At 38.2% G+C, this 16,119-nt stretch carries 16 protein-coding genes; 10 read left to right on the forward strand and 6 right to left on the reverse strand.

The window, feature by feature from the left end:
* Window position 1: 1 nt before the first annotated feature.
* Entirely contained in the window at window positions 2–1,480 is a 1,479-nt protein-coding gene (locus H7U17_RS12440) for a glutamate synthase subunit beta (RefSeq protein WP_186757063.1), read from the forward strand.
* 314 nt (window positions 1,481–1,794) lie between these two features.
* Here H7U17_RS12440 and H7U17_RS12445 read toward each other — a convergent pair whose 3' ends face one another.
* Together H7U17_RS12445 and H7U17_RS12450 are read right to left on the reverse strand one after the other, a co-directional pair.
* Entirely contained in the window at window positions 1,795–2,409 is a 615-nt protein-coding gene (locus H7U17_RS12445) for a TIGR04282 family arsenosugar biosynthesis glycosyltransferase (RefSeq protein ID WP_230981401.1), read from the reverse strand.
* 144 nt (window positions 2,410–2,553) lie between these two features.
* Window positions 2,554–2,958 carry a DUF4890 domain-containing protein gene (locus H7U17_RS12450; protein WP_186757064.1) on the reverse strand — a complete coding sequence of 135 codons (405 nt, stop codon included), beginning with the start codon at window positions 2,956–2,958 and terminating at the stop codon, window positions 2,554–2,556.
* A 337-nt stretch (window positions 2,959–3,295) separates the two neighbouring features.
* On the opposite strand from H7U17_RS12450, the gene H7U17_RS12455 reads away from it, so the two are divergent.
* The 3 genes from H7U17_RS12455 (at window position 3,296) to H7U17_RS12470 (ending at window position 5,288) form a co-directional block, all read left to right on the forward strand.
* Window positions 3,296–3,493: a hypothetical protein gene (locus H7U17_RS12455; RefSeq protein ID WP_186757065.1), complete on the forward strand. Its 198-nt coding sequence runs from the start codon at window positions 3,296–3,298 to the stop codon at window positions 3,491–3,493.
* A complete protein-coding gene (locus H7U17_RS12460) occupies window positions 3,465–3,683 on the forward strand; it encodes a hypothetical protein (RefSeq protein ID WP_186757066.1) in 219 nt (72 codons plus the stop codon). The genes H7U17_RS12455 and H7U17_RS12460 overlap by 29 nt, the downstream gene beginning before the upstream one ends.
* Window positions 3,684–4,841: 1,158 nt before the next feature.
* Window positions 4,842–5,288: a gamma-glutamylcyclotransferase family protein gene (locus tag H7U17_RS12470; protein WP_186757068.1), complete on the forward strand. Its 447-nt coding sequence runs from the start codon at window positions 4,842–4,844 to the stop codon at window positions 5,286–5,288.
* Between the two features lie 62 nt (window positions 5,289–5,350).
* Here H7U17_RS12470 and H7U17_RS12475 read toward each other — a convergent pair whose 3' ends face one another.
* Complete coding sequence (locus H7U17_RS12475; protein WP_186757069.1) at window positions 5,351–6,682, reverse strand: NAD(P)/FAD-dependent oxidoreductase; 1,332 nt, start codon at window positions 6,680–6,682, stop codon at window positions 5,351–5,353.
* Between the two features lie 156 nt (window positions 6,683–6,838).
* Here H7U17_RS12475 and H7U17_RS12480 point away from each other — a divergent pair, with 156 nt between their 5' ends.
* The 4 genes from H7U17_RS12480 (at window position 6,839) to H7U17_RS12495 (ending at window position 8,838) form a co-directional block, all read left to right on the forward strand.
* Window positions 6,839–7,546, forward strand: a complete 708-nt coding sequence (locus H7U17_RS12480; RefSeq protein WP_186757070.1) for a YebC/PmpR family DNA-binding transcriptional regulator — start codon at window positions 6,839–6,841, stop codon at window positions 7,544–7,546.
* A gap of 70 nt (window positions 7,547–7,616) precedes the next feature.
* A complete protein-coding gene (gene yjjX, locus H7U17_RS12485; RefSeq protein ID WP_186757071.1) occupies window positions 7,617–8,189 on the forward strand; it encodes an inosine/xanthosine triphosphatase in 573 nt (190 codons plus the stop codon).
* 96 nt (window positions 8,190–8,285) lie between these two features.
* Window positions 8,286–8,600 (forward strand): thioredoxin family protein, encoded by a 315-nt coding sequence (locus H7U17_RS12490; RefSeq protein WP_186757072.1) that lies wholly within the window; start codon window positions 8,286–8,288, stop codon window positions 8,598–8,600.
* Window positions 8,581–8,838, forward strand: a complete 258-nt coding sequence (locus H7U17_RS12495; protein WP_186757073.1) for a DUF6952 family protein — start codon at window positions 8,581–8,583, stop codon at window positions 8,836–8,838. The genes H7U17_RS12490 and H7U17_RS12495 overlap by 20 nt, the downstream gene beginning before the upstream one ends.
* A gap of 32 nt (window positions 8,839–8,870) precedes the next feature.
* Here H7U17_RS12495 and H7U17_RS12500 read toward each other — a convergent pair whose 3' ends face one another.
* Window positions 8,871–9,473: a nitroreductase family protein gene (locus H7U17_RS12500; RefSeq protein ID WP_186757413.1), complete on the reverse strand. Its 603-nt coding sequence runs from the start codon at window positions 9,471–9,473 to the stop codon at window positions 8,871–8,873.
* Window positions 9,474–9,765: 292 nt separating this feature from the next.
* Here H7U17_RS12500 and H7U17_RS12505 point away from each other — a divergent pair, with 292 nt between their 5' ends.
* A complete protein-coding gene (locus H7U17_RS12505) occupies window positions 9,766–10,380 on the forward strand; it encodes a helix-turn-helix domain-containing protein (RefSeq protein WP_186757074.1) in 615 nt (204 codons plus the stop codon).
* Window positions 10,381–10,814: 434 nt separating this feature from the next.
* Here H7U17_RS12505 and H7U17_RS12510 read toward each other — a convergent pair whose 3' ends face one another.
* Window positions 10,815–13,073, reverse strand: coding sequence for a TonB-dependent receptor family protein (locus H7U17_RS12510; protein WP_186757075.1), 2,259 nt, complete (start codon window positions 13,071–13,073; stop codon window positions 10,815–10,817).
* A gap of 284 nt (window positions 13,074–13,357) precedes the next feature.
* Between H7U17_RS12510 and H7U17_RS12515 the strand changes: the two genes are divergently transcribed.
* Complete coding sequence (locus H7U17_RS12515; protein WP_186757076.1) at window positions 13,358–15,418, forward strand: alpha-L-fucosidase; 2,061 nt, start codon at window positions 13,358–13,360, stop codon at window positions 15,416–15,418.
* Between the two features lie 95 nt (window positions 15,419–15,513).
* On the opposite strand, the gene H7U17_RS12520 is transcribed toward H7U17_RS12515, so the two are convergent.
* Window positions 15,514–15,996 carry a YybH family protein gene (locus H7U17_RS12520; protein WP_186757077.1) on the reverse strand — a complete coding sequence of 161 codons (483 nt, stop codon included), beginning with the start codon at window positions 15,994–15,996 and terminating at the stop codon, window positions 15,514–15,516.
* Window positions 15,997–16,119 lie beyond the last annotated feature (123 nt).

Below are 16,119 nucleotides of genomic sequence, written 5' to 3' on the forward strand. Positions count from 1 at the left end.
GATGGGAGCGAAAGACGGATTCCTTAAATATAAAAGAGAGTTAGAAGACAATAGAGACCCGAAAGAAAGGGTTGGTGATTATAATGATATCCATCATCCTATTGCCCCTGAAAAACTAAATAATCAGGCTGCAAGATGCATGGACTGTGGTATCCCTTTTTGTCATCAGGGATGCCCACTGGGAAATGTAATCCCTGAATTCAATGACGCAGTTTACCGTAAAGAATGGGGTGAAGCTTTTGACATCCTAAGGGGTACCAATAACTTCCCTGAATTCACAGGAAGGATCTGTCCTGCACCTTGTGAGGCCAGCTGTGTGCTAGGTATCAACAAGGATCCTGTTGCCATTGAATTGATTGAGAAAAATATAGCAGAGAAAGCCTATGAATTGGGCCTAGCCACTCCAAAATCCCCAGAAACCAGAACAGGCAAAAAAGTGGCAGTTATCGGTGCAGGTCCAGCAGGACTTGCAGCTACTGACCAATTAAACCAGGCTGGTCATGAAGTAACCTTATTTGAGAAAGACCAAAAAGTAGGTGGGCTACTTAGATATGGTATCCCTGATTTCAAAATGGAGAAATGGGTGATCGACCGTCGTGTTAAGCTGATGGAAGATGAAGGTGTAATCTTCGCTACTGGCACTGAAATCGATACTACAAAAGCAGAAAGTATCCTTAAAGACTTTGATGCAGTAGTACTTTCCACTGGTGCTCAAGAGCCAAGAGATCTTAAAATCAAAGGAAGAGAAGCCAATGGCGTTCACTTCGCCATGGAATTCCTTGGAGAACAAAATAAAGTGGTTAGTGGAGAAAGAGATACTCCAAACCCTATTTCCGCTAAAGGTAAGCATGTAATCGTAATTGGTGGTGGTGATACAGGAAGTGACTGTATCGGTACTTCAAACCGTCACGGTGCTGCTTCTGTTACTCAGTTGGAATTATTGCCTAAACCTCCAAAGCAACGTGCTCACTTGAATCCTTGGCCAGAATGGCCAATGACCCTTAAAACTTCTAGCTCTCATGAAGAAGGGGCTGATAGGGTTTGGTCGGTATTGACCAAAGAGTTCACGAAAGATGAACAAGGCCAAGTTACCGGTCTTACCTTGGTGGACATCGAATGGAAAGAGGAAAATGGTAGAATGCAGTTCTTCGAAATTGAAGGTACTGAGAGAACCGTTCCTTGTGACCTTGCATTATTGGCCATCGGATATACTGGTCCTAAGCAAAATGGTCTGCTTGATGCATTCGGTGTAGAGGCAATGGAAAATTCACTTCCTAAATCCAAAGAATATCAAAGTACTAACCAGAAAGTTTTCCTAGCAGGTGACATGCGAAGAGGACAGTCTCTAGTAGTATGGGCAATTTCTGAAGGAAGGGAGTCAGCTGTAAAGGTGGATGAATTCCTAATGGGTAAATCTAACTTACCAAGAAAAGATCGTTCTTTCTTTGAGAACGTAGAAGACGCTGAATTCTGTGAATAACAGTAGTTTAGTTTTATTTAACAAGTTTGTTAATTCGATGAAAACTCCCTGTCTCGGCAGGGAGTTTTTTTTGAATGATCTATCCTATAGAATACAGCTTTAACGGAAATTGTGTCTCCACAGTGAGGTAAAGACTCCCTAAACCTCAAAATATACATTCCATGACTACCAGCTGCGTTCCCCTCGACTCTTATCCTTTGGTCCCTATGAAGCTTCTAAAGCTGTTTTTTTAGCATAAAAACAGCCCCAATAAGTGCCTAACTTTTTGGGGGCACATCGTTAAACCACACCTTTGTTGTTTCCTTGCTATATCCTTAATGAATATTCAAAAGCCCTTTCAAGCTTTTCAGGTCTTCGTATTGCTCTACCTCATAGAGCTGAGGAAGTTTGTGCATTTCCAGTCCCATATCTTTGGCTTCCTGAGTCAGGTCAACAATAAGACTATCTGATTTCCAATCATTCTGATCAAACACCTTATCATGTACTTTTGTCATCCCCAATAGATAAATAGTACCGTCATGGGCAGGTCCTACTACCAAATCCTGATAACTCAGTGCCTCAAAAGCCTCATCCAAAATATCATTGGAAAGCTCCATAGTGCCTGCCACCCGTATAAACAGGGCTTTCTCATATCCCTTGCCTAGGACATCAACAAATGCCTGTTGCATCCTCTCTCCCAAAAGCCCCTTTCCTTGCAAACCAAGGTGATATTGATCATTTAAGAGATAATCTTCATTTACATTATCAAGGAAATAGACAAACACATCTGCTGGATAATCCCTTACCAGTTCGTGGGTATGGTGGAGTAAATATTCATACACTTCCACCGCTTTTTCACTTCCTATGACCTCACCCAGTCTGGTCTTTACCTTTCCGGGCACAGGGTTTTCCTGAAAAATAATTATTGCATGTTCATTCATGGTCTTCATGTTATACTTGGGTGTGCTACATAATTTATTTTATTTTATATAATCAAATCATCTGCCAAAAATAAAAAAGAAGATCTATAAAGATCTTCTAAGATAAATGAACCAAAATTTGTCAATACACGCAAGAAATTATTTTTTTTTTATTTACTGAACACCATTCCCTCTCCTTAACCTATCCCCTCCTCGCTCACGCATCCTTTCACGATTTTTCTTTTGAATTTCTTCCCATTTGATAAATTGCTCTTCAGATAAAATCTCCTTTAATTTTGTCTGATGGGCGTCTCTATCGGCTTTCATCTTTTCACGGGCAGCTTCGCGTTCTTTTTTCTCTTGGTTTCTCATTTCCTCTCGTTTTTTTGAGGACTCCAGAAAAAGCGCATAAACCTCTTTCTTTTGATCATCACTAAGTGCTAGTTCCTTGTCCATATGCTCAGTAACCCTCTCAGCCATTTTCTCTGGATCCATATTACCTCGCTCTCTTCTTTGTTGCGCCTCTGATTGTAAAACTGTGACAGTTAAAATCACCAATAAAAACATTATTCTTTTCATGATCATCATATTTTTTGTTTATATCCCTTTGACCATTATTCCTATCCGAGGTTTAAAGGAGCTATAACTTTTTAACAAAAATTTTAATAATTCCTCTATTGAAATTCTAAACCCCTATTATTCTAGTGGAAAAAACAACACTCAACATTTTAAAAAAATGAATCTGACAGCCCAATTTATGACGAGTAAACTTTTCAGCGTCCAAAAGATTAGACGGAACTATTTTATCTTGGCCTCATGACTGGTCAAATTGACAATGCTAGCTAAATCCTTAATGGCCACGATCGGGAAATTCCACTGCCCAAAAAAGATTGGAAAAATTTCAATAGAATAAATTATGGAAAATGTAAGAGAATTAACCCACTTAGAAAAAATTCATATTGACGGAGGGAATAATGGTTATATTCCAAATACTGATTTCTTTAGTAAAAATTTTGCTGCTGTGTTTTGTCAAGGAATGGAAGATACTATTGATTTCTTTAGAGGAATTGGAGACCAATTTGGAAATGGATTTAGAAACAACTATAATGGATGATGTTATGTTAAAAAATTTGTCAAAAACTGAATTAATTAAAATAAATGGAGGATCCCAAAGCTCTTATCAAGCGGGGCAAAAAGTAGGTTACTTTTTAGGAGCCATGACTGCCAATGTGTGTAATTTTGCTGATTGGCTCGCTGAAAACATATCTGAGGCAGCAGGAACAGCAAGATCACTTGTAAGATGAAAATGGATTGTAAAGGTGTGAGAATTAGTCTTACACCTTTTGTATTATTTGATTAAAATCAAGAATGTATAAAAAACTTTTCCAGTATCTCCTGATCAACTTTTTAATTCAGATTTTAGCATTTTTGCTGAATAAGAAACTACTTGAATTGGGCTACCTTGAGCGCTTAAATCCATTTCAGCACGATGAAATCACCCTTAGTTTTGTATTCAACCTTTTCCTCCTTCTTATAATTTTGGCCCCAGTTTTTGAAGAATTGGCGTTTAGGTTATTTCTTGTGCAGAATCCAATAAATTTAAATATTGGAATAGCATTTTTCATTTCAGTAGCCTTCTTCAAAATCCTCAATTACTTTACCAGTATGAATATTTTCGTTGATTATGCACTACAACTCATTCTGGTCGTCATACTATATTTATTATTAGACCAATTTATTAAGTCGATCCCCATTCCCAAAATGGGATTCCTCGAGCAACATTCATTTTTAATAATAAGCAGCGTTATATTCGGTTTATTTCACATCGGCATTTATTATACTAGTGAAACCATTTCCTTCAAAGTAATTTCTGTTTTAGGCTTTATGTTCTCAGGGTATCTTTTTGGGAGATTCAGAATAAAGTACGGTATTTTCAACGCGATAAAATTACATGCCTCAGTGAATACGCTTGCATTTCTAGCTATTATATTATAGCCTGTTTTTTTGTAGACGAAGCCATAAATGCTAAGATCTAATCATTACACTAAAATTGTTTCCCCTTCATCTTTGGCTATTTGCTTGTGAGCCATTATCGGCCTTATCATAGAAAGAATTAGTGTAATGACTTAGGATTAGCTGATAGCGGCCCTGGTTTGGTTTCATTACTTATAGTATACCTATTTTTTAACAAGCCTGCAAAAAGTCAATCCTCTTCCTTGAAAAGTGCCCTGCTCATTCTTACCATATATTTATCTCAAGAACTATTCTGTCTGGTGGTTCCAGGAATAATTGGAACTTTTAATTATAAAGATCTAATATTTTATATACTGGGTTTCTTGCTCATCTATTTTCTTGATTTCCACATAAAGGCTTTGGTATAGCTAAACTGTGACTTTTTCGATCTTCCCTTCCTTTCTAATTTTAAGCATTTTTCAGTAGATTGGATCAAAACAAAGCTCAATATGTCCACACTTCTTTATTTTGGGTATGCTAGCAACCTAGACCAGTCCACACTGGATAGTCGCCTCATTCATCCTTCGAAATATATGGGAATAGGTGTTCTCAAGGGTTATGGATTCCGGTTCAACCATAAAAACCCAAATGGAACTGCCAGAGCCAATATCCTCAAAAGTCCAAATGAAACTGTTTATGGAGCCCTATACCAACTCCACCAAGAGGACATTGAGCATTTTCTAAAATCAGAGCAGCGCTATGATTTCAAAGCATTGGATGTACATACAAAAAGTGGGGAAGCAAATGCTTTCACATTCATTTCCCCACAAAATATATCCAGAATTTTTCCTGAAAAGGAATACCTCGAAACTATTCTAAAAGGTGCAAAAAGCATAAAACTACCCAACACCTATATAAGTTACATTTTAAACAGAAATGAACATAAACTGTATTAAATAGTAAATCAAATGTTAAAAAACATAAATGAGATATTATAAATTCCTCTCAAATTATCTTATTATTTGTCTTCAACCAACTCCTCTTTCTCTTTGGGCTTCACATATCTTGGCCTAATCAAAAGTCTTAGAGCTGGATCAAAAGAGAGATAGTTCCAAGCCCAGTCTAAGAAAATAAATATTCTGTTTTTTACTCCAACAATGGCCATGAGATGGACAAAAAGCCAAGTAATCCAAGCAATGAATCCTTGAAACTTAACAAATGGTAGATCCACTACAGCCAAGCTCCTTCCTACAGTGGCCATAGATCCAAGATCTTTGTACTTAAATTTCTTTATGCTACGGTTATCAGCTATTGCTTTTAAATTATTAGCCAAATTATCCGCCTGCTGAATAGCTACCTGTGCAACCTGAGGATGACCTCGAGGATAATCTTCATCAGTCTGTATACACAAATCCCCAACAACATAAATTCCTTCCGTATCGACTAATGCATTGAATTCATCCACTTTCAATCGTCCATTGGGAATCATCTGCTCTTTTCTAAGCCCTTTAATATGGTTAGGCTTGACACCTGCTGCCCAAAGCAAGGTTCGGGTCTCCAAGCTTTCATGATCTTTGATCTTAATGGTGAGCCCATCATAATCCTCCACAACCGCATTGACCATGATTTCCACCCCCAACTTGTCCAGATATATCACTGCCTTATCACTGGCCTCGGTCGACATACCCGCTAACAGTTTTGGTCCTGCTTCGGCCAGCACAACTCTCATATTCTGAAAATTCAATTCAGGATAATCCTTGGGAAAAACATTGTTTCTCAGCTCTGCAATAGCTCCGGCCAGCTCTACTCCTGTTGGTCCACCACCTACAATGACTACATTCATCATGGATTTTCTCTTTTCCACATCAGCAATATTGATGGCCTTTTCATAATTGGAGATGATACGGTTCCTAATGTAAAGAGCTTCAGAAACAGTTTTCATGGGCGTACTGTGCTCCATGATATTCTTCATTCCAAAATAATTCGTATCTGCTCCCATGGCCAAAACCAAATAATCAAAATCGATATACCCTACATTGGTATACAATCTTTTACTATTTTGGTCCAACTCCAAGGCTTCTGCCATCCTGAAGGTAACATTGGGAGTATGGTGAAATATCTTACGCAAAGGAAAGGAAATGGCACTCGGCTCTAATGCTGCTGTAGCAACTTGGTAAAATAAAGGCTGAAACTGATGATAATTATTCTTGTCCAGAAGGATCACCTGATATTCAGAATTGACCATCTTTCTGGCCAATTTGAGTCCAGCAAAACCTCCCCCTAAAATGACCAATTTAGGTCGGTTGGATACAGGGAGATTTGGAATGGGGTAATTTATAGTCTCTGGCATAGCTGCTAGGGTTAAGTCTATAATTTGTTGAAGCAAGTCCGTTAATATTGCCATAACAAATATAAAAAGCATAAACTTGAAAAGTACTTGTTTAGCCAGTTATGATGAGCCAATTCAAAAGATTTATTATTTTTACAAACCTGAAATTAAAATGATATGGGAAGAGCATTCGAATTTAGAAAAGAAAGAAAGTTCAAGCGTTGGAGTAAAATGTCCAAGGTTTTTACCCGCTTGGGCAAAGAAATAGTTATAGCCGTAAAAGCTGGGGGGCCTGACCCTGACAATAACCCTAAGCTAAGGACGGTCATGCAAAATGCCAAGGGCGCAGCCATGCCCAAAGACCGTATCGAAGCTGCCATTAAAAGGGCCAGCAATAAAGACCAGAGCAATTACGAAGAAGTAGTATATGAAGGCTTTGCACCGCATGGCGTGGCTATTTTATTAGAAACTTCAACCGATAATATCAACCGTACTGTAGCCAATGTTAGGCATTACTTCACTAAAGGAGGCGGATCATTGGGTACTTCAGGTTCGGTTAGTTTTATGTTTGACCATAAAGCTGTATTTAGATTCCCTAAAGATGAACATGACCTTGAAGAGCTCGAGCTTGATTTGATAGATTTTGGTTTGGAGGATATTGATGAAAATGAGGGCGAAATATTCATTTATACTGCCTTTGAGGAATTTGGCAATATGCAAAAAGCTTTGGAAGACCGTAATATAGAAGTTACCAGTGCAGAATTCCAGCGCTTCCCAACCACAACGGTTGACCTAACAGAAGAGCAGGAAGAAGAAGTCAATAAGATGATAGAAAGAATGGAAGAGGACGATGATGTCAACAATGTCTATCATAATATTTCATAATTAATGAAACAATCCCTAATGCCTTTGGTTATACGCCAAAGGCTTTTTTATTTTTAATCAAAGCTATTTAATGGCATTTCCTAAAAGAAAAAATATTCAAAGGCGAGACCGCCAACAATTGGTCGTTGTGGGCAGCAATAATCCCGTAAAGATCAATTGTACAGAAAGTGGTTTTGCCCATGCTTTTGAACAATCCTATTTTGTGGTTCAAGGCCTCAATGTTGATTCAGAAGTCAGCGATCAACCCATTGGTGATGAAGAAACCTATAAAGGAGCCCATAATAGGGCAAAAAATGCCAAAAGTGCATTTCCTGAAGCAGATTATTGGGTGGGCATTGAAGGTGGAGTAGCCAAGATGGAAAACGACCTGGAAGCCTTTGCCTGGATAGTTATTTTAGACAAAAATGGAAAAGAAGGAAAATCCAGAACGGCAACTTTCATCTTGCCTGAAGCGATCAGTAAGCTGGTAAATGATGGAATGGAGCTTGGAGAAGCTGATGACCAGGTCTTTCAAAGGGAAAACTCCAAACAAGGAAATGGTGCTGTTGGAATTTTAACCAATGGAACCATCAATAGAAAAGAATATTATTACCAAGCAGTCGTTTTAGCTTTGATACCATTTATAAAAGAGGAACTGTATTAAGAAACTCTATGGCCTATAGATTTTTTCAATTGGTTTAGTAATTTAATTGATACTACTTTTGTTTCATCAATAAGCAACACATAAACGAACAAGAATATGTTACAGGAATTAGAACAAGACAACCTTCAGGAAGTAGTTTCACAAAATGAAAAAGTGATTGTACAGTATGGTGCAACATGGTGTGGTAACTGCCGTATCATGAAGCCAAAAATGAAAAGACTTTCTGGTAGCTATGAAGGAATCACTTTTTTGTATGTAGATGCTGAAAAACTTCCTGAATCAAGAAAATTGGCGGAGGTAACCAACCTACCAACTTTTGCCACTTTCAAAGACGGTAAATTGGTTAACCAAACGCAAACAAATAAAGAAGATAACCTTAAAGCTTTGATAGATGAGATTGCCAATAATTAAGCATGTACTCGGTTTTATCGAGGAAAACGATGAGGATTGGGTGAATGAATCCATAGAACTACTTGAATCAATGACCGAAATCCCTTCACTGAAGGATGAGGAATTGGAAGTTATGGGTGAATTACTCTCCAACCTTTATGGTACATTAGAAGTAAACACCATGATCAAAGATGGCATGGATAAAAAAGAAGCCATGAATGCTTTTATGAAGCGTGTAATGGGTTCCATAGACAAATAAAAAAATCCCCGGTATATCAACCGGGGATTTTTTTATTTCACCCATTTTACTTTTTCAGCAATCGGATTTCTCCTGCCTGCTGGCCAAACATCCAACTTCGGCTTGGCCACATAGAAAAATCCCATCAACTTATCTTCCTCTCCTAATCCAAAATATTCCTTTGCTTCAGGATAAAAAGTCACCCCGCCTGTTCCCCAATAGGCCGCCAATCCGTGGGCACTGGCTGTCAAGTACATATTCTGCACTGCCATAGAAACTGAAGCTACTTCCTCCATCTCTGGAAGATTAGCCTTCAAATCACGCTTCATGGCTATTGAGATTACATGAGAACATTTCAGCGGGTTTTTTTGAAGCTTTTGATAAACTGCCTCTTTAAAATTCCCATTTCTTTCTGCTCTTTCCTTATAACATTCAGATTGGAAATCAGCCAATTCTTTAAGCCCTTCACCTGTAAAAACTGTAAATTCCCAAGGCTCAGTTAATTTATGCGTAGGCGCCCAGTTGGCATTTTCCAGCATTTCTTCAATGATACTATCTTCTACAGGATCATTTTCTTTAAATTGTGCCACAAACATTGAGCGACGGTTTCTAATAATTTTATTTACCTCCTCTATATTAAATACTGGTTTTTCCATCATAGGTAATATTTCTATTTTAATAATTCTTGAACAACTAATTTTTTATGCAAAGGTAACAAGGGCTGATATTGCTACTGATCATTATTTAATATTTATCAATTAAATAATCATTAAATAGGTTCAAAAAATTGGCCACAAAATAGATTCATATTAATATTAGTCTTCATTTTTTAGCAAAAACTTGTCATATGTCCATAAAGACGTAAAGATGTCGCCGATTAGACGCAACTGCGACACTATCATTACAGCCCTAGCATGAGTAGTTTTGAGACATACAAATCATAAAATCATGACAAAAGAAACAATAGCACAAAAACTAAGAGCGCTAAGAACCTCCAAAGGAATATCTCAAGAATTTTTAGCAGATGAAGCAGGACTGAGTTTAAGAACCATTCAACGAATAGAAAATGGAGATTCCAAACCCAGCGGGGCTACCTGTACCAAACTTGCCGAAGCGCTAAAATTAGATCCCCAAGTACTATTGGACACCGATCATTCAAAGGACATCGCTTATCTTAAAAAGCTAAGCCTTTCTGCCCTTTCTTTTATTTTATTCCCCCTGCTGGGAATTCTAGTCCCTGCTATTCTTTGGGTACTTAAGAAAGACGAGGTAAAAAACATCAACGAGGTATCCAGAAACTTGATCAACTTTCAAATCACCTGGGTGCTACTACTATTCCTTATTCCATTTATTCTGATCCCAATAATAGGGATGTTTCTCAGTATTCTTGTTTCATTCGTTTTTAAAGAGGCAATCTCTTTCAACATTGGTTACTATGGAGTTAGAGTTATTTGGGTTTTGATGTACATTGTCAATGCCACTTTTATCATCATCAATACCTTTAGAATTCACGACCAAAAGGACACAAAATATTACCCAAAGATCAGATTCATACGAGCTTGATCTTATCCTATTTTATTTATCTAAAGTATCTTATTTTATGACTATTCTAAATTTTTTCCGTAACCCAATAGAAACGAAATATTTGTACGCAAATTAATCATTCGGCCTTGGGAGCATTCGTTTTTGGGACAGTTGATGGGGGCGTTAAAAAAATGAGTTAGCTCGCGAAGTGGACGAGCGAGATCCGCTCATTTTTAGCCTACGGAAAATGGCACAAAATCAAATTGAGACAAACGTATTACATTCGGAAACGAAATTAGCTCAATTTGAAGAGGGTTCCTCGGCCTAGATTTTTGGTTCTTTTCATCGATGGAAATGCTTAGCATTCATGAAGGCCACTAAAAGCTAAACTATCCCTGAATAAAAGAACAGAAAACAACAAGTTCCTCACAAAGTTCGGTTACCCACAACATTGCGGACACACATAATTTACTTTAATACTTCACTTTAAACTTAATTCCACCATATAAATTCAATGGTGCGGCCGGCTGATAGTAGCGCCCCCCAAAGGCATTAAGATCATTCCCCAAACTATATTGCTCATCCAGTATATTTTCGGCCCCAAAATAGAGCTCCAAATCATATAGACTGCCCAAGCTTTTCCTCCATCCCATACGGGCACTCAATAAATTATAGCTGTCCTGAAAAACAGTATTAGCATCATTCAGCGGAATTTCATCTACAAACTGATGGGTAATATTAAGATATAGCCCAGCCCTAGTTTTTAGGTTAATTTGATTAGCCAAATTATTTGGGGCCACTCCTGTTAGTTTATTTCCAGAATAGACTTCACCATCATCCACATAATCTTTAAACCTAAAGTGATAAAAAGAGTAAGCATGTACCAAAGCTATTTCCTGAAGCCAAGACAAACCATTTCTATACAGATCATAGTCCAATTGGGCCTCTAATCCCTTTTGGTTCGTTGCCCCTGCATTTTGAAAAAGTACCACTCCTTGTTCGTTGGTATAGGTGGTAATGGTTTCGTCTAACTTGAAATAAAATGTACTTATATCAATATTGAACCTATCCTCCCAATAATTAGCTCTATAGCCTATTTCATAGTTCATTCCTCTCTCAGCCTCCAAATCTAGATTGATCGTGCCTTCATTGGTCCTCACCTCATCAATCGTTGGTGGTGAAAAGCCTGAACTTATACTTCCAAAGATAGAGGAATGATCATTTAATTTACCTGAAAGTGCTAACCTTGGCACCCATACTGGATCAAATGTCCTCTCCACCGCATAGGGCGCTCCAGCAGATGCATCAATGGTCCTATTGATATCAAACTTGGAGAAATTTTCGCTTAACCCCAGGGTCATTCGGATAGCTTCTGTCCAATTTACTTCAAACTGCTGAAATAAAAACGCTTGCGTCGTGATCAAATCGTCACTAAACCGAATAGTATCTGCTTGTCCTCCACGATTCCCAAAGTTTTGTGCGCTGGTATTGGAAAATTGATACTCTCCACCAACAATAACTTTCACTGGAAAACCAGCCCACTGATCATCCAAGCTAAATTTGGTCCTTCCTCCATAACCATACTGCGTTTCCTTTTTATAATCCAGATTGAAAGGATTTTCAAAATCTGTTGTTTGAACATAAAAGGAAGTATGGTTATTCCATTGATCATTGAAATCATAATCATGAACAAAAGTACCGTACAAGGTTTTTTGGGCAATTGAGGCATTCTGGGCAGCAGAACCAGGCCTGGCCTGCTGTGGGTTTTCTGCCAGTTGATCGGCATTTAAGCCACCGGGAATTTGATAGTTAAGATCTGAATACAATAACTCTGTAGAAACAGTTTGCTTATCGGATGGAAAAAAATTAGCTCCCATCTGAAGGACTTTTCTATCCAATGCACTATGGTCCCTGTATCCATCTGATTTTTGTTGAACATAATTAGCATGCACACTACCCTGCGCTATCTTTTGCTGTATCGCCAAACCATATTTTACCAATCCGTAATCACCAATTCCTAGGTCCAATTGTACACGATTTTCATTTATTGGCTTGGAAGTAAAACTGATCACCCCACCGTTGCCTGCTCCGTAGATGCTTCCTGCTGGACCTTTAATAATATCAGCCTTCTTTACATTATTCAAATCCAATAAATTCAGGGCGGTAGTACCATCAGGAGAAGTAAAAGGAATACCATTCCAATACACTTTTACATTTCTTACTCCAAAAGGAGCTCTTAATGAACTGCCCCTAATGGAAACCCTATAGCTTCCTTGCGCCCTCTCTTCCAATCGAATTCCCGACTTGGTATTAAAGGCTGATACCAAAGAAGTCTCATTGAAGCGATAAAACTCCTCTTCATCTATATGGCTTACCGCAGCAGACTGTTCCATAAGCGATCTTGAAGAACCAAAAGTAGCAACTAACACCTCCGATAAACTATTGGTTTTCCGTTCCAATAAAATGGTTCTGTTTTCATCGGGATCGATTTTCATCCATAAATCATTATAAGAAATATGTGAAAATGAGACCTCCTCAACTTTTTGAATACCCAAAATCACTTGACCTTGCTCATCGGAAATTTCTTTATTCTGAGAATTGATCTTAACCAAAACGGCTGGAATCGGCTCTTGGGTCTCTGCATCCAAAATGGTCAAAACTGTTTGTCCCAAAATCAAATTGGGCAGAAGGCCAATAAAAATGGCCAATAGAATGGTAAACTTTAAATTCATTTGCCAAAAATAAGGATTAATATCCTTTGAGAAAGAAAAATTGAAAGACCTTTATGATCTATGGTACTTAAGATCTGCATTGAAAAAATATAATTAATCTTACAATTTATAAATCTTTTCACCTAATAAAATAAAACGATTCAATTTACATAAACTTAAAAATACCTTGCCAATACTAATACAATTTTGACACTTTTTATGAGAGATTATGTATATAAAGTTAAAATTTATAAAAATAAGACACTATTAATTATATTAAGGCCTCGTTATAACCCTCCTTATCAATGATAAAAAATTTAGCATTTCTATTATTACTTATTATGGTGGCCTGTCAAACTGAACCGGTATCGCCACCTGCACCTGTAGCACCCACACCTTCTGAGCGACAATTAGCTTGGCAGGACATGGAATATTACGCCTTTGTTCACTTTAATATGAACACCTTTACCAATATAGAGTGGGGAATGGGCGGTGAATCCCCTGATACATTTAATCCCACTGAATTGGATTGCCGACAATGGGCCAAAGTAGCCAAAGAAGCAGGCATGAAAGGTATCATCATTACGGCGAAGCACCATGATGGATTTTGCCTCTGGCCTACAGAAACTACTGACCATTCTGTAAAAAGCTCCTCTTGGAAAGATGGAAAAGGGGATGTCCTCAAAGAGCTTTCTGAGGCTTGTAAAGAGTATGGATTGAAATTTGGCGTATATCTTTCCCCTTGGGACAGGAATAACGAGCATTATGGTACTCCAGAATATATAGAAATCTTCAGAGCTCAGCTAAAAGAATTATTGACCAATTATGGTGATGTTTTCGAAGTATGGTTTGATGGTGCCAATGGAGGCACCGGATACTATGGCGGCGCCAATGAAGAAAGAAAAGTAGATAAAAAGACTTACTATGACTGGGAAAACACCTATAAGATCATCCGCGAACTTCAACCAAATGCTGTAATTTTCAGTGATGCAGGTCCTGACGTCCGCTGGGTAGGCAATGAAAGCGGTCACGCCTATAAAACGACATGGTCCAACTTATTGCGTGACGAAATATATGGAGGTATGCCCAATTATCACACCGAATATGCAGATGGACAAGAAAATGGTACCCATTGGGTGCCTGCAGAAGTGGATGTATCCATTCGACCAGGTTGGTATTACCATGAATATGAAGACCACAAGGTAAAATCACTTCCTACACTTTTGGATATATATTATGAAAGCATTGGCCGTAATGGCTCACTTTTATTGAATTTCCCTGTGGATAAAAGAGGCCTGATTCATGAGAATGACGTCGAGCAGGTATTGAAATTAGCCGATAAAATAAAAGAAGATTTTGCTAAAGACCTAGCTGCTAATGCAGGCAGCATCGAGGCCTCCGAAAGCAGAGGAAATGGTTATGAAGCGGAAAATGCAATAGATGAAAACCCTGAAACTTATTGGGCGACTAATGATGGAGTAATCGAAGCATCATTAACCATCAATTTTGATGGACCTACTACTTTTAACCGTTTCTTGGCACAAGAATATATTACCTTAGGACAAAGAGTGAAAGCTTTTACGGTTGAAGCCCAAACTGAAAATGGATGGGAAGAAATCGCTTCGGAAACCACTATTGGCTATAAAAGGATATTGAGATTCCCTGATGTGACTGCCAATGCGGTAAGATTTACTATCAAAGATGCCAAGGCTAGTCCGACTATCTCAAAAGTGGCCGTCTATAATGCACCGAAGGTAGTCTTAGCTCCTGAAATCAAAAGAACCATCGCTGGAAAAGTGAGTTTAGAGGTTCCTGACGAAGGTGTGGACATCTATTATACCACAGATGGAAGTCAACCCGATCAGAATTCAACCAAATATGAAGGTGAATTTGATGTCAAAACGCCACAAATCATTCAGGCTATTGCATTGGACAAAGCTACAGGAAAGGTAAGTGAAGTAAGCAGAAGAGATTTGGACCTAGCCAAAACCAACTGGAAAGTAGTAAATGGAGGAGAAAAAGCTGAACAAGCCATTGACGAAAACATTCACTCCAACTATGTCAGCAAAAGCAACGAAATTATAATCGATCTTGGAACGGAGGTGAATTTGAAAGGATTTACCTATATGCCTATGCAAAACCGCTATATGTCAGGGGTGATCCAGCATTATAATTTTGCGGTAAGTACAGATGGAAAAAGCTGGAAGACGGTAAGTTCTGGGGAATTTGGCAATATCGCCAATAGCCCAATTGAGCAAAAAATAAGCTTTGGTACGGTGCCTGCTAAATTTATCAAATTAAAAGCTACCAAAACCCTAGATGGAAAGGATGCTTCCTTCGCGGAAATTGGTACCATTTCTGAATAGAAAATAAAATAAAGAGGCTGCCTCAAATCATGGATTTTTCCTAAAGTCGATATGACAAAATCTGAGACAGCCTCTTTTCTATTTTTTTTAAACCATTAATGCCCTGGCATGGGCTCATTGGAATTGCCCATATCAGCAGCAACCTTCCAAGTTCCATCCGCCTGTTTTTTCCACACGGTTAAATACTTTCCATTCTCTACCATTGACATCCCTGTAGAGTCCTCCATAGTCATACTATAAGTTCCAATGGTATATCCCAAATCACCAGAATTAGCGACCTCCACATGACTTGGCACCCATTCTATGCTAAAGCCCTCTTCACTAAGCGGACCTTCCATATTTGCCCTTATTTCATCCACTCCATTAAAAGCAGGTGCATTGGACATTAACATTACCGCATCATTCTCAAAGAAACCAATAAACGCATCAAAATCCTTGACAGATGCTGACCAATCCAAATCAGCTTGCCTTAAGGAATTTTCAGCCTCCATTTTCATTTCTTCTTTGGTCTCTTCAGGAGCACCGCAAGAAAAGAACAGCAAAATGACAATTAATAAGATATTTGATAAACCCTTCATAACAATCAGTTAAAGGTTAAAAATTGTATCCTATATTGGGTAGGAACGACCTATTCCCTACCAAAGACAAAGGCCTTCACTCAAGTGAATGATGAAATTAGATTGGCCTATTGTACCTAATAG

The organism is Echinicola salinicaeni (assembly GCF_014280965.1).
GTDB classification, from domain to species: Bacteria; Bacteroidota; Bacteroidia; order Cytophagales; family Cyclobacteriaceae; genus Echinicola; species Echinicola salinicaeni.

Excerpts from the sequence above, each read along its gene's own strand:
- H7U17_RS12520 (WP_186757077.1), bottom strand. The coding sequence starts at position 15,996 with ATGAAGGGTTTATCAAATATCTTATTAATTGTCATTTTGCTGTTCTTT.
- H7U17_RS12510 (WP_186757075.1), bottom strand. The coding sequence starts at position 13,073 with ATGAATTTAAAGTTTACCATTCTATTGGCCATTTTTATTGGCCTTCTG.
- H7U17_RS12515 (WP_186757076.1), top strand. The coding sequence starts at position 13,358 with ATGATAAAAAATTTAGCATTTCTATTATTACTTATTATGGTGGCCTGT.
- H7U17_RS12440 (WP_186757063.1), top strand. The coding sequence starts at position 2 with ATGGGAGCGAAAGACGGATTCCTTAAATATAAAAGAGAGTTAGAAGAC.
- H7U17_RS12475 (WP_186757069.1), bottom strand. The coding sequence starts at position 6,682 with ATGCCAGAGACTATAAATTACCCCATTCCAAATCTCCCTGTATCCAAC.
- H7U17_RS12450 (WP_186757064.1), bottom strand. The coding sequence starts at position 2,958 with ATGAAAAGAATAATGTTTTTATTGGTGATTTTAACTGTCACAGTTTTA.
- H7U17_RS12455 (WP_186757065.1), top strand. The coding sequence starts at position 3,296 with ATGGAAAATGTAAGAGAATTAACCCACTTAGAAAAAATTCATATTGAC.
- H7U17_RS12495 (WP_186757073.1), top strand. The coding sequence starts at position 8,581 with ATGAGATTGCCAATAATTAAGCATGTACTCGGTTTTATCGAGGAAAAC.
- H7U17_RS12445 (WP_230981401.1), bottom strand. The coding sequence starts at position 2,409 with ATGAAGACCATGAATGAACATGCAATAATTATTTTTCAGGAAAACCCT.
- yjjX (WP_186757071.1), top strand. The coding sequence starts at position 7,617 with ATGGCATTTCCTAAAAGAAAAAATATTCAAAGGCGAGACCGCCAACAA.
- H7U17_RS12505 (WP_186757074.1), top strand. The coding sequence starts at position 9,766 with ATGACAAAAGAAACAATAGCACAAAAACTAAGAGCGCTAAGAACCTCC.
- H7U17_RS12460 (WP_186757066.1), top strand. The coding sequence starts at position 3,465 with ATGGATTTAGAAACAACTATAATGGATGATGTTATGTTAAAAAATTTG.
- H7U17_RS12490 (WP_186757072.1), top strand. The coding sequence starts at position 8,286 with ATGTTACAGGAATTAGAACAAGACAACCTTCAGGAAGTAGTTTCACAA.
- H7U17_RS12480 (WP_186757070.1), top strand. The coding sequence starts at position 6,839 with ATGGGAAGAGCATTCGAATTTAGAAAAGAAAGAAAGTTCAAGCGTTGG.
- H7U17_RS12470 (WP_186757068.1), top strand. The coding sequence starts at position 4,842 with ATGTCCACACTTCTTTATTTTGGGTATGCTAGCAACCTAGACCAGTCC.
- H7U17_RS12500 (WP_186757413.1), bottom strand. The coding sequence starts at position 9,473 with ATGGAAAAACCAGTATTTAATATAGAGGAGGTAAATAAAATTATTAGA.